10 protein-coding genes and 1 pseudogene are annotated in these 13,986 nt (G+C 33.9%); 5 read left to right on the top strand and 6 right to left on the bottom strand.

Translation table 11 applies throughout. The features are described 5' to 3' along the window. Position 1 precedes the first annotated feature (1 nt). Genes F9B76_RS04175 through cmk form a run of 3 tightly spaced genes read left to right on the top strand, consistent with a single transcriptional unit; the run spans position 2 to position 2,879 of the window. Positions 2 to 895 carry a prephenate dehydrogenase gene (locus tag F9B76_RS04175; RefSeq protein WP_159990976.1) on the top strand — a complete coding sequence of 298 codons (894 nt, stop codon included), beginning with the start codon at positions 2 to 4 and terminating at the stop codon, positions 893 to 895. Then, complete coding sequence (aroA, locus tag F9B76_RS04170; protein ID WP_159990975.1) at positions 895 to 2,226, top strand: 3-phosphoshikimate 1-carboxyvinyltransferase; 1,332 nt, start codon at positions 895 to 897, stop codon at positions 2,224 to 2,226. Before F9B76_RS04175 ends, aroA begins: the two co-directional genes overlap by 1 nt. Further along, the gene (gene cmk, locus F9B76_RS04165; RefSeq protein WP_159990974.1) at positions 2,223 to 2,879 is read left to right on the top strand and encodes a (d)CMP kinase; all 657 of its coding nucleotides are present in this window, start codon (positions 2,223 to 2,225) and stop codon (positions 2,877 to 2,879) included. The genes aroA and cmk overlap by 4 nt, the downstream gene beginning before the upstream one ends. 13 nt (positions 2,880 to 2,892) lie before the next feature. Here the strand turns inward: cmk and F9B76_RS04160 are convergent, their stop codons facing one another. From F9B76_RS04160 to F9B76_RS04150, 3 genes and pseudogenes are all read right to left on the bottom strand, one after another. Further along, on the bottom strand, positions 2,893 to 3,186 hold the full coding sequence (locus F9B76_RS04160; RefSeq protein ID WP_201289353.1) for a PIN domain-containing protein: 294 nt from the start codon (positions 3,184 to 3,186) through the stop codon (positions 2,893 to 2,895). 172 nt (positions 3,187 to 3,358) lie between these two features. Continuing rightward, positions 3,359 to 3,550: pseudogene (locus F9B76_RS04155) on the bottom strand (type II toxin-antitoxin system Phd/YefM family antitoxin); the annotation flags it as partial. Between the two features lie 323 nt (positions 3,551 to 3,873). Continuing rightward, entirely contained in the window at positions 3,874 to 5,544 is a 1,671-nt protein-coding gene (locus F9B76_RS04150; RefSeq protein WP_159990973.1) for a formate--tetrahydrofolate ligase, read from the bottom strand. Between the two features lie 645 nt (positions 5,545 to 6,189). Between F9B76_RS04150 and F9B76_RS04145 the strand changes: the two genes are divergently transcribed. Beyond that, a complete protein-coding gene (locus F9B76_RS04145; protein WP_159990972.1) occupies positions 6,190 to 7,128 on the top strand; it encodes a hypothetical protein in 939 nt (312 codons plus the stop codon). A 102-nt stretch (positions 7,129 to 7,230) separates the two neighbouring features. Continuing rightward, positions 7,231 to 8,181, top strand: coding sequence for a hypothetical protein (locus F9B76_RS04140; protein WP_159990971.1), 951 nt, complete (start codon positions 7,231 to 7,233; stop codon positions 8,179 to 8,181). Between the two features lie 586 nt (positions 8,182 to 8,767). Here the strand turns inward: F9B76_RS04140 and F9B76_RS04135 are convergent. From F9B76_RS04135 to F9B76_RS04125, 3 genes are all read right to left on the bottom strand, one after another. Continuing rightward, on the bottom strand, positions 8,768 to 9,715 hold the full coding sequence (locus F9B76_RS04135) for a hypothetical protein (RefSeq protein ID WP_159990970.1): 948 nt from the start codon (positions 9,713 to 9,715) through the stop codon (positions 8,768 to 8,770). A gap of 101 nt (positions 9,716 to 9,816) precedes the next feature. Then, complete coding sequence (locus F9B76_RS04130) at positions 9,817 to 10,839, bottom strand: hypothetical protein (protein ID WP_159990969.1); 1,023 nt, start codon at positions 10,837 to 10,839, stop codon at positions 9,817 to 9,819. Between the two features lie 172 nt (positions 10,840 to 11,011). Beyond that, a complete protein-coding gene (locus F9B76_RS04125) occupies positions 11,012 to 13,705 on the bottom strand; it encodes a phospholipase effector Tle1 domain-containing protein (RefSeq protein WP_159990968.1) in 2,694 nt (897 codons plus the stop codon). Positions 13,706 to 13,986 lie beyond the last annotated feature (281 nt).

Below are 13,986 nucleotides of genomic sequence, written 5' to 3'. Positions count from 1 at the left end.
GATGCAGGAAATACAAAAAATAAATACCTTGGGGATTATAGGGGTTGGTTTAATTGGTGGCTCTTTTGCCTTAGCACTAAAAAAAGCTGGGTTAGTGGAAAATGTCATTGGTTATGGACGAGATCAACAAAGTATTCAACAAGCTAAAGATCTTGGTATTATTGATGCTATCGTAACGATTGAAGAAATGGGTAAGGTTGCTGATGTCATTATGATTGCGACACCAGTTAAAGCCTTTTTATCGGTTGCAGAGGTATTAGCTCCTGTATTGAATGATAAAGCCATTGTCTGTGATGTGGGTAGTACAAAAGCAGAGGTGATTCAATGGGCAAAAATAGCATTTAAAGAGAAGATTGCACAATTTATTCCTTCTCACCCTATTGCAGGTTCACATTCATCAGGACCTGCTGCAGCTTTTGCAACGCTTTTTCATGAAAGAAATGTCATTATCACACCTTTAGCTGAAAATAAATCCGAAGATGTCGCATGGATGCAGGCTTTATGGGAAGCCTGTGGAGCAAATGTACAATTGTTAGATCAAGCAAAAGACCATGATGATATTTTTGCGGCAGTAAGCCATTTCCCTCATTTTTTAGCGGCAAGTTATATGTCCTTTATGGAGTCTGATGCTGTACGTCGTCAGGCATTACATATGGGTGGAACTGGTTTTCGTGATTTTACAAGGATTGCAGCTGGTTCACCAGAGATGTGGCGTGATATTTTTTTAAGTAATCAAGAAGCTATGTTAGCGCAGATGAATGCCTTTGAAAAAGAGTTTCACCGTATTCGTACATTATTAGAAAATAAGGATGCGGACCAAATTTACCAATGGTTATCGACTGCCGCACAGGCGAGACGTGCATGGACAACTATTCCAACGGATAAGGAAAAATAATGCAAGAAAAATCAGCATTTTTAGATTTAGCAAAATCAAACTCGGCTCAAGGAGAGGTGGTATTGCCGGGGTCTAAAAGTATTTCTAATCGGGTATTGTTATTAGCTGCTTTAGCGAAAGGGACAACTATTATCCGAGGATTATTAGATTCAGATGATACACGTGTGATGTTAGCTGCGCTTAATACTTTAGGGGTAAAGATTTCTGCTATTGATGAAACCAGCTATCAAATAGAGGGAATTAATGCGGTTAATCAACAAAAATTTCCTCAAGAGAAAGCCGATATTTTTTTAGGGAATGCAGGTACAGCTTTTAGACCGTTGACTGCTACGCTAGCGGTATTGGGGGGGGATTATTATTTACATGGTGTTCCCCGAATGCACGAAAGACCGATTAAGGATTTGGTGGATGCACTACGTTCTTTTGGTTGTGATATTGACTATCGACAAAATGATGGTTATCCCCCTTTACAGATTAAGCAATCAACGTTACAGGTCAATGCCCCTATTGAGATTGATGGTTCTGTATCTAGTCAATTTTTAACCGCGTTATTAATGATTTCGCCATTAATTGCTCAACGTATCCAATCAGATGTACATATTCAAGTTAAAGGGGAATTGATTTCTAAACCCTATATTGCGATTACTTTAAATTTAATGCAACGATTTGGGGTTAATGTTACCCATCAACATTGGTCGTCTTTTACGATACCTGCACAGTCAGCTTATCAGGCAATTAATGAGTTTTATGTAGAGGGTGATGCTTCATCAGCTTCTTATTTTATGGCATTGGGGCTATTAGGCAATGGACCTATCCGATTAAAGGGGATTGGTAAAAATAGTATTCAAGGTGATATTCAATTTGCTCACGTGGTGGAGCAGATGGGTGCAACGGTAGAAATGGACGAGAATAGTGTGTTAATTTATCGTCAAGCAGAACAGCAGTTGAAACCGTTAAAAGCCTTTGACCGTGATTTTAATCTTATTCCTGATGCAGCAATGACAGCAGCTGTTTTAGCCTTATATGCAGATGGCCCTTGTACATTACGCAATATTGCAAGTTGGCGAGTAAAAGAAACCGATCGTATAGAAGCAATGCATAAAGAGTTGAGTAAATTAGGTGCAAAAGTTTCTTCAGGGGAAGATTGGTTATGCGTAGAGCCTCCTATACAGTGGCAAACCGCTAGTATTGATACATATGATGATCATCGTATGGCAATGTGCTTTTCATTAGCAACATTTGGCCCTGTTGGTGTACGGATTATGGATCCACAGTGTGTAGCAAAAACATTTCCGCATTATTTTGATTTTTATAAGGCATTGGTTAAATGAACTTAATTACAATTGATGGGCCTAGTGCATCAGGGAAAGGGACAGTCAGTCATTTAGTAGCACAGCATCTGGGGTGGGAAGTATTAGATTCTGGTGCATTGTATCGTATTTGTGCATATGCCGTATTGGAATATGGTCTTAATGCTGATGATGAGCAAGCGGTTGCTGCTGTTATTCCCGATTTGGTGATTCGATTTGATGTGGACAGGGTATATGTTAATGACCAAGAAGTGAGTGAGCAATTACGGCTTGAGCATATTGGGAAATTGGCTTCTAAGGTGGCAGCCTATCCTGCGGTGCGTCAGGCATTGTTAGACTTGCAACGTTCTTTTCTTACAGATAAGGGATTAGTAGGTGATGGACGTGATATGGGAACGGTTATTTTTCCTCAAGCACCGTTAAAGATTTTTCTGATTGCTGATGTGAATGAGCGTGCTAAGCGCCGCTATAAGCAGTTAGTTGAAAAAGGTATTGATGCTGATTTTGAGGCAATTTTGTTAGATTTGCAAAAGCGTGATGAACAGGATATGAATCGAGCCGTAGCACCTTTAAAACCTGCTGATGATGCAATCGTTATTGATTCTAGTTATATGGGAATTCAGGCAGTTGTGGATAGGATTTTGGGGCATTGGGAGCAGGTAAGGGTTAAGTGAAACTAATCAATAACTATTTTTCAAAGGGATTAAATAATCTTACACCTGTATGTACGAAATCTTTTGTATTTCGAGTAACTAAAATTAAATGATGTTGAATAGCACTTGCGGCAATCCATGCATCATTTTCAGGTGTGTGGTTAGGGATATGTAATTTTGCATAAATTTGGGCTGTATGTTCATCAATTTTGAGTGTTTTGTGGTGAAAAGCTCGTTTTACTTCTATCTCAAACCAGTATCGTAATAGATTACCTTGAACAGTATCTTTACGTTCGACAGAGATTATTCCTCGTTCTAATTCCATCATGATAATTGCATTGGTAAACATAAGTTCTCTCGACGTCGATTGAACTCAGTTGGCAACACCTTGATGACACTTATTTTTGGGTAATTTTCTAATTTCGCTGATAATATTAGTATCGAGTAAGTACACTGTTTTCCCTTAATCTTCTAAATCTATGGTGGGACGTTGAGTACGACTACGAGGGGGGTAATTCTAATTCAATATCGGCTACATCCGCATTACTTGGACAGAGCGAATCGGTAATACTGACAAATGGTTTTTGTATTTTTTGGTATTCTGAGTAGCTCATTAATACGAATGTCGGTATGCCTCGATTGGTGATAATAACAGGTTCTTCTAATGCGTATTTTTGGGCTTGGCTAGAATGTTGATTAAATTCTCAACTAGTCATAATAGTAGCCATATTATATCCTCCAAATATAGATATGTGGCTACAATTTTAATATACTTTTATCCAATGTATATTGGATTGGTAAGATTAGTTAGTTTTATTGATTATTATTTTTCTGTATTTCTAAAGAATATTTTTGCTCTTATTGATAAAGATCTGATTTAATAGTAAATATGTCTCATGAAAAATAATGAATAGGTATAAAAATCTTAAAAAGTATATTGTTGATTGGATGAAAAAACTCGCTTACTTCTATCAGAAATAAGCGAGTAAATTATTGAGATATAAAATATTAATCGTTAGAATAAGCCACTAATAACACCATTTTCATCCACATCAATATTAACTGCAGCAGGAACTTTGGGTAAACCAGGCATTTTCATAATAGTACCGCAGATGGCAACAATAAAGCCTGCGCCTGCTGAGACGGTAATAGTGCGTATATGAATGGTAAAGCCTTCGGGGCGACCGAGTAATTTGGCATTATCACTAAGAGAATATTGTGTTTTTGCCATACAAATTGGTAAATGATTTAAGCCTAAACGATTAAGATTGGCAATTTCAGCTTGTGCTTCCGTGCTGAATTCTACATGAGTTGCGCCATATATTTTGCTAGCGATTGCCATAATTTTATCTTGAATACTTGCTTCTACTTCATAGGCAAATTGGAATTTATTCTCTTCGTTTTCGATTGTATCAATCACTTTTTGAGCTAAATCTACACCACCAGCACCGCCTTTGCCCCATACTTCAGTCATAGATACTTTTACACCTTGTGCGGCGCAGGCGTCTTCGATAGCATTTAGCTCTGCTTCAGTGTCGCTGACAAAGCGGTTAATTGCCACAACTACGGGTAAACCAAAGACATTTTTTAGGTTATGGATATGTTTTAAAAGATTAGGTAAACCTGCTTTAAGGGCTTCTACGTTTTCGAGAGTTAAGTCTTCTTTTTTAACACCACCGTTATATTTTAATGCACGAGCCGTCGCTACAATAACGGCACAATCGGGGCGTAATCCTGATTGACGACATTTAATATCAAGAAATTTTTCTGCTCCTAAATCGGCACCAAATCCTGCTTCTGTTACCGCATAATCACCCAAGTGCTGGGCAAGTTTTGTTGCAAGGATAGAGTTACAACCGTGGGCGATATTGGCAAAAGGTCCGCCGTGTACAAAAGCAGGTGTGCCTTCAAGTGTTTGGACAAGGTTAGGTTTTATGGCATCTTTAAGAAGCGTTGCCATTGCTCCTTGTGCTTGTAAGTCTTTAACAAAAACGGCTTGGTTATCATAGGTATAGGCAACGAGAATTTGTGAGAGACGATTTTTTAAATCTTGCAAATCTTTGGATAAGCAGAAAATTGCCATGACTTCAGAGGCAACGGCAATATCAAAACCATCTTCACGCATAACGCCATCTGTGGGTTTGCCAATACCGCTAATGATATGACGCAATTGACGATCATTCATATTACTCACATGACGCCATAGTACACGCTTAGGGTCAATATTCAATGTATTGCCTTGGTAAATATGATTGTCAATCATGGCAGCGAGTAGGTTATTTGCTGCGGCAATGGCATGAAAATCTCCTGTAAAGTGCAGGTTAATGTCTTCCATTGGTAGCACTTGTGCATAACCACCGCCTGTTGCACCGCCTTTGATGCCAAAGACTGGGCCGAGTGAGGGTTCACGCAAAGCGATAACGGTCTGTTTGCCAATATGATTAAGTGCGTCTGCCAATCCAATAGTAACGGTGGTTTTACCCTCACCAGCAGGTGTTGGATTAATAGCACTGACGAGAATGAGTTTCCCTTGTTTTTTAGGTAGAGTTGCTATCTCTTTGGGGTTAACTTTTGCTTTATACTTGCCATAATGTTCTAGTTGTTCGGGTGAAATACCAATTTTTTTGGCAATTTCATCAATCGGTTGAATGGTAGCAGATTGGGCGATTTGCACATCAGATAGCATAATATCTCCTATAAAATATTTTTAAATAGTGAATATAAATGTGTTATTCACTGGGAAGTAAATTATGTTCTTATTATCGCATAGAAAGGAGGGGTGGAAACTTATTAGAGAATAGCGATTATAAAAAATGAATACTTAATAAAATGATAAGGATTTGTATATCGGAGGGGGATAAGTTTTAGTAGAAAATGTTGAAAATAAAGAGAAATAAGTATGAAGAGGTAGGATAAAGTTGTCCTACTTCTTTTTTTGTTGCTTGTATTTATGATGAATAAACGATTTAATAAGAGGGGGATTGTAGAAAATACTAAGTAAGGTATTGGTGTCGTTATTGTGTCAAAATTGAAGTATAAGATGGTGCTTTTTACCTTATCAAGCTGTTATGTAAAACGTAGTGTTTTATGGCTGCATTATTTTGAGTATAAGATGTATAGTGAATATAAGGGGGAGGAATTAATGGAACAATAAGGTAGTAGGGATAAAAGAAATTTTATTTTAGAAAAGGAATCTATTATGTTATTAATAGATCTAGTGTTCAAAATAATACTAAGAAGAGCTACGGTTTTAGGAATAGTCTAATTAGGTAATGAAGATAGAGAGAGTTTAACTTTAAAAACTGTACAATTTGATAAGGATGATATAAAAATGAAAATAGATAAGCAAGAGGAAGAGCAAAAGGATAATGTGTTTCAGCAAGAGAAAAAATTATCTGCTGTAGAAGAGTATGGAATAGTTAGATTTTTCACTTTTTCTTGGATAATGGTCTTTTCTATCATATTGGTTACTGTTATGGGAACAAATGATTTTAGTAGGCAATCATTGAGCTCTCTTATGTCAGATGTGATGATAATAATTATTCCGGGTAGCTTAATATTTACTATTTTACGTTCAGGATTCTATAAATTCCCTTTAACTATTTTTACTTGTAATGCTGTTATTGTATTTTTTATAAGTCATTTCTTAGGAAATTTGTCAGGGGCTTTTGGAATTCCTGTAAAGACAATGTCTGTTGTTGTTACTATACTAAAAGGTCTTTTTATACTTATTGTAGCAGAAGCGGTGATTAGTTTTTATACGAAATCTTATTTACAGGATAGACTCTATCAAGGTGGTTTAAAGGGATTTTTGAGAATTTTGGGGAGTTATTCATTAAGTTTATATCTTGTTTTGATAGTGTGTGTTTTTAATCTTCTTGATGAGTTATCTATTTATAAAAAAGATTTATGGGTAGTATTTTATCAACTGTTTTTATTATGTATTCCTTTAATAGTAGGGTTTTCTTTTATTCGGTATAAATTACCTCGTTTAAAAGCGAATAAATTAAATCTGATTATTTTTTGTTCTATTGTCCTTTTTTGGGGAATCTTTGTTGGTGAGGATGCAAAAATATTTTCTGCTTATTTAGGTCATTTACCTTATGAGGAATGGCAAGAAATAAGTGAAACTTTACAGCCTCCGTCTATATCGTATTGGAAAACAGGTTATGCTATTCGTCATATTATGCTATGGTTTTTTGTAGCCGAGGGAATATTATTTTTGGCTTTATTGTGGCAAGATATCTTTTATTCAGAGGATAAAAAGTAGTTTATTTATATTTGAAATAATGTAGGAATAAAAAGAAATGTTTTATATATTGTAAAGGAATAAGTAAAACCTTTATATACCAAGTAAGTAGGATGGTAGGCAATGATACAACAAAATAATGATGATAAGAAAGGTTTATCTATAGACGGTGTGGATAAACAAATAGATAGGCAAGAAAATGATGTGGGTGCAGATAAAGAAAGACTATTGTCTATAGAAAAGAATTGGGTATTTAGGTTTTTTGTTTATTTTGTGACGATATTATTTTCTCTTAATTTTATATTTATTATTCAAAAAGATGATTATAGATGGGAGTTTTTTCGTTCTTTACTTGATAATGAAAAGGGATTTTCTGAGAGTATTCCTTTAAGTTTACTAGTTGCTATTCTACGTACATGGTTGCATAAATATCCTTTAGTAATTTTTGTATGTAATGTTTTTCTTGTATTTTTTATTAGTGCTTTTTTTGTAAATTTAGTAGAGGCTTTTGGATCTCGTATGCAGACGGTAGATATGATTACTTATGTATTATATGGGTTGTTTATTCTCGTAGTAATAGAGGCAGTCATTAGTTTTTATAGTAAATCTTATCTACAAAATTATTTATATCAAAAGGGGTATAAAGGTTATTTCAGTATTTTAGGAAGTTATATAGTGAGTTTATATCTTGTATTGATGGCAACTATTTTTGTGTTTATTAGATATTTTCCTATTGATACAAAAGACTTATGGATAATGGTTTATCAACAGTTTCTATTATTTTTACCATTAGTGATATGTCTTGCTTTTATTCGATATAAACTGCCTCGTTTAAAAGCAAATAGTTTAAATCTTGTGATTTTTTGTATCATCGCTTTTTTAGCGAGCTACTTTTTAGGTGAAGATGCCTATCAAGAATGGCAGCAAGCAAGCGAATCGCTAATCACTCTTTTAGTACCTTATTGGGGGACAAGCTATGGAATTGCCAATGTAGTATTATGGTTTTTAGTGGGAGAGGGGATATTATTTTTGGTTTTACTATGGCAAGATTTAGTGCAGAAGAGTAAGGGATAGTTTATTGATGAGAAAAAGTAATAATAACAGTGAGTTAAATACTGAATTTAACGTATGGTATTTTAGTTAACGGATCGAATACTGATTAGGCTATACCCTCAATTCACTATAGATAAGTATCAAATTCTTGGTTGGATTGTTTTGTATTTTTCCTTCGAAAAATAACGGAAATCATCCCATGTTCTTTGGCTCGGATAGTGTCTGAATCATACCTCTTATCAACCATAAAATAATCACCTTTACCAACTGCTTCAATTAAAGTCTGTACAACTTAACTGTTATGGACTTCACCCCCAGTGATTTTAAAATAGATCGGGTATCCATGGGTATCAACGGATAATAGCTTCCATAACCATACAATTATTTTTCCATTTGTGGCAGTCATGATTTTTTAGCGTTGTTTAAAGTTGCTCCCAAAGTAGGTCTGTTAATACTATTCTCATCATCATCTACAAAAATGAGTAAAGTTTATAGTAGTTATTATGGTGCTTTTGACTTATTTGCAAATTGAGGATATCGCCTAAAACACTATACGTTAAATTCAGTATTTAACTCACTGTTATTATTACTTTTTTTCATCAATAAACTATCCCTTACTCTCCTGTACTAAATCTTGCCATAGTAAAACCAAAAATAATATCCCCTCTCCCACTAAGAACCATAATACTACATTGGCAATTCCATAGCTTGTCCCCCAATAAGGTACTAAAAGAGTGATTAGCGATTCGCTTGCTTGCTGCCATTCTTGATAGGCATCTTCACCTAAAAAGTAGCTCGCTAAAAAAACAATAATACAAAAAATCACAAGATTTAAACTATTTGCTTTTAAACGAGGCAGTTTATATCGAATAATAGTAAGACATATCACTAATGGTAAAAATAATAAAAACTGTTGATAATAAATAATATTTACATCTTTTTTATTCAAAGGTAAATCTATCGCAGACATCGAAATAGTTGCTACTAATACAAGATATAAACTCACTATATAACTTCCTAAAATGCTTAAATAACCTTTATACCCCTTTTGATGTAAATAAGTTTGTAGATAAGATTTACTATAAAAACTAATGATTGCCTCCGCTACCAAGAGAATAGACAAACCATATAATACATAAGCAGTAACCTCTATTGGCTTTGGATTACCAAAAGCCCCACTGGAATTCAAAACAAAAGAACTTACGCACAAAACAAAAAAAGCATTACAGACAAAAGCTCCTAAAGGATATTTATTTAATCCTGCTCGAGAAATTGCTAACATTACGCTTAATAGAATAATTACAGATAAGACTTCTATACTGATAAAGAGATGATTAATAGATTGCCATTTATAATCGTCTATCTGAATAACGAATACTAGTTCAATAGAAAATAATATTATTAAAAAATAAATAAAAAACCTAAATAGCCAATCTCCTTCTATAGTGAGTAATTTTTTTGTCTCTATTATCATCTCTTTTTCTTGCTTATCTGTTTGTTTATCCACACTACCTATAGATAAGTCTTTCTGATCATCATTATTGTGTTGTATCATTGCCTATCCTTCTTGCTTAATATACATAAAGGTTTTATATATCCCTTTACGATACATAAAACATTTCTTTTTATTCCTACATTATTTCAAATATAAATAAACTACTTTTTATCTTCTGAATGAAAGATATCTTGCCATAATAAAACCAAAAATAATATTCCCTCGGCCACTAGAAACCATAACACTACACTACGAATACCATAATCTATTCCCCAATACGGTATTATTGGAGGCGATAAAATTTCACTCACTTGTCGCCATTTTTCATAAGATAGATTACTCAAGTTAGCCGAAACCACTTGTGCCTCTTTACTAAAAAAAGCACTGCCTAGAAAAGCAATCGTACAAAAAAGAATAAGATTTAAGCTATTAGCTTTTAGTCGAGACAATTTATATCGAATAAAAGAAAGCCCCATTATTAAAGGTATAAATAATAAAAACTGCTGATGAATCATTGCCCACAAATCTTTTAGATCAACAGATAAACTAGCCAAAAATCTAAAAATACTTAACATCAATACAAAATATAAGCTAACAAGATAACTCCACAAGATTCTTAAATATCCTTTATATCCTTTTAGATAGACACTATTCTGTAAATAGGATTTAGTATAAAAACTAATAACCGCCTCTACCATAATAGGAATAGACATAAAATATAATACAGCAAAAATTTCTGATACATCTTCTGATGAATACCTAGAAGATACTGACAAACTCATCAAAAAAGTAATCAATAAATATATACCTACTTCATGGAATAAAAAAGCATCTAAAGGTCGTTTATCCAATAATGCACGAGAAGCTGCAAATATTAGACTAAGCGGAATAACTGTTAACATCATATTTAATATGGAATTAAAAAATTCCACACTAAAATCATTTTCTATCGCAATAAATGCAAAATTCGTAACAAATACTATCGTAAGGAAAAAAGTAAAAAATCTTGTTATCCAAAATTTCTCTATAGTAGATAATGTTTTTTCCTGTTTGGATGCTTTATTTATTTCTTCTTCAACTCTTTTATCGACACTTCCCTCCAATAACTTTTTTATATCCTCATTATCTGACATTCCTTTTTCTAAAACTAAATCTTTCTGTTGATGATAACCTTGTTTTTCCATCACTTATTCTCCTTATATTCACTATACATCTTATACTCAAAATAATACAGCTATAAAACACTACGTTTTACATAAATCTAGTATGGATAAATATTATCGTTTCTATCCTTTTTACTAGGTTAAAAATAACCCCTTTTATCATAGATTAAAATTGTGGAACCCTATAAACTGATTAGGATTTATTATAGCTATCTTTATCTACACTAAGATTAGAATTCCAATTAAGCTCTTTTTCTAACCAATTAATATATTTTTCTGCATCAATATAACCATAGATATTAATTTTTGTAGGTAGGGAGCTTTTATAAATATTAATAAATTGAACATTAGCGGCATTAAGGTGTTTCTCTCTGACTTTTTCACCAACATGTGCTAACTCACTTTGTTTTCCCTCTCCATGAGTCTGCCTCGGATATTGATATTCTCTTTCAGCTGTACGTTTTGTATAATTATAGGGTTCATAATCTGTGACTCCAGAGTATTCACCATAGGTACCATGTAGTAGAGGGTTATTAACTTTATTTAATGCTAATATAGTTTTTTCTTCTTGATTTGTTGTTGAATTTATCTTAGTACCTTCTATTGCTGAGGATAATGGGGCTAAATCTACTCCAAGTTGAGAGGCTTGGGTATGCATCCATGCGAGGGTAATATTACCTAAATCACCAGGTATATCTTTTTTGGGATTATATTTATTATCTATATCATCGTATTTTGTACCACCACCAATATCCGTATGATTCCCTAAAAAACCTTGTTCTATGACATTGGGATTTTCTACAATCATATAAGGATTATTTGGGTCTCCAGTAGGATTTTTGATACGACTTGTTTTATAGGTAGTAAAGGGAAAAAGCGAACGATATTCATTAAGAGCCACAGCATGAGCAATTAATTCCCATGATGGTTGTGCGGTGTAGATATGTTCAATGTTTGATATACCGTTTGCTCCAAATTGAGCAACTGCATCAAATAAACCGATAAAACGTAAATCAACACATGTTTGAATAGAAGTATCTTTCCCATTATAACTACCTTGAAAACTAAATAATCCATTTTTTACAAAATTAGCTAGATAATTAGAGAATATCATACTAATAGCTGCACCTCGTGAGAAACCAATAATATCAATAGGAGTGATTTCATCAAAATTCCCATTTTTGGATTGCATATTTTCGATAAAGTGTTTGAATTGTTTGTGTAGAATATTGTATCTATCAGAGCCATATAGAGCTCCACTTGATGGGATATCAACAATTCCCCACCAAGGATCATCTTTTGCTTTTTCTGGTGTAGCACCGGGTCCTTCTACATAAAACTTATCAATATTTTCTTTGCCTTCATAAAGCTTATAAAATTTCCAAACATTAGTCTCTATACTTGCATTATTTTGAGTACCATCAAACGCAAATAGTAATAAACCAAAGGGGTCGATAAAATGACGGGGTTGCTGCTTGGCATAGCCAAAGGGGCTATTGTCTGCTGTTGGTCCAATAGGGTCAGCCTCTAGATAATGCCCTGCCTTAGGGTCATAGGTACGTAGGTAATTATCATGTAAACCTGTTTCTGCATCATAGTATTGCCCAGGCTGTCGTAAGTTAAACTCAATATCTGCTTTGAGTATTTGAGCCTCTCCTGTAGGGGTATAGTAAGCTGCCCAACGGATATTTTGCTCTTCATCAGACACTAGAAAAGGTTGTCCGATATGATCATTATGGATATAAAAAGTGTGGGTGCTTATAGGTGAGGCTTTTTCTATATCAGTGGTATCAGCTGGAAAGATTTGCTCTGTAAAGGCAATAGGCATAATACCCGAATAGTAGTAATGACGCTTAATGATTGGTTGATTAGGGATATGGGTAGTTTCTGTACTAAGTCGGTTGTTTTGATATGTAAAAGAAACTGTTTTATCACCGATAATTTTTTTATAACGAATACCATTTTTATTTATATATTGCACAAAAGGTTCTTTAGTATGATAAGAGGCAGCAGCATATATACGACTAGGAATGCTATTATGCTTTAATATTATGGGAGGATGTAGAATGACTCCATATGCTTTTGAAAATGTAGTCGGTTTAACCGTCTTTCCATCAATCGCATAGGCATTGCTACTACCATCCGTATTCCATGCATAATAGAATTGATGTGTTTCTTTTTTCTTGGGTTTATTGATAGCGTTAATAGTTTGATCGGCGATAATTAACTGTTTTTTATCATTGTAGGTATAGTGATAGGCTATGCGTTTGTTTTCTTGATAAAACTCGAAAACTTCTTTCTCTAACATCCCATTTTCTTGATAAAAACGGTGTTGTGCCCAAATGGGCGTGTCTTCTTTTTCAAGAATAAGAGAATGTTCAAGTTTATTTTTATTAATTTGTTTTAAATATAAATTATTGTTAAAAATAAGACGATTATCCTTTAGATGAATAAAGGGGTTAGTATGATTCTGCTCAGGGGTAATACATTCAGGTTGTATGGCAACAAGTGAATCATAAAATCGGTTACCATCATCAAGTGTAGATGATTTAATAGAATAGGGGTTTTGATTTTTGTCGTAGGTAATTTCTACCTCTCCCCAAGATGGATGAGAAAATATTGCTTTTTTGGGTTTATTTTCTGTGTTGTATTGAATCTCTGCTTGAGGATAATGGGTGTTGATATAGTCAATGCTTAGGTGATAAGCAACCCCTTGTTGTGGATTATTGATCTCATCAGCACATAGTAAACAGTTTTTTTCAATATTGAGCTGAGGTGTCATTATCTGATAAAGACACTGCTGTGATGTTTCGTTGTTTAATGGCTGAGCAAAAGCACTCTGGATGGATAGATATAAAAGAAAACCCCCAAGTATATATTTCATCATTATTCCTTCATGAATATAACGTAGTGTATTAAATAGATAGCCTAGATAGACTTTATATTATTCACTGATTTAAAGACAAGAGGAAGTAGATGGAGATAAATTTATCCATTAGGGAAAACCCTAAGATTTCTAAGTGTCGTAATGAATAGCTTATATTTAAAATAAAAATAGTCGTAGAAAAAATGATTAAAATAATATGTAGAGTGATATTTTTGTGTACTTATTATAAAAGGGTGGATTAATTCTCCACCCTATATTCCTACCACTGTCGTATCTAATTT

This window comes from Pelistega ratti (genome assembly GCF_009833965.1).
Taxonomy (GTDB): domain Bacteria; phylum Pseudomonadota; class Gammaproteobacteria; order Burkholderiales; family Burkholderiaceae_B; genus Taylorella; species Taylorella ratti.
The sequence above is the reverse complement of the archived record's forward strand: the minus strand, read 5'-3'. Positions and strand labels throughout refer to the sequence as shown.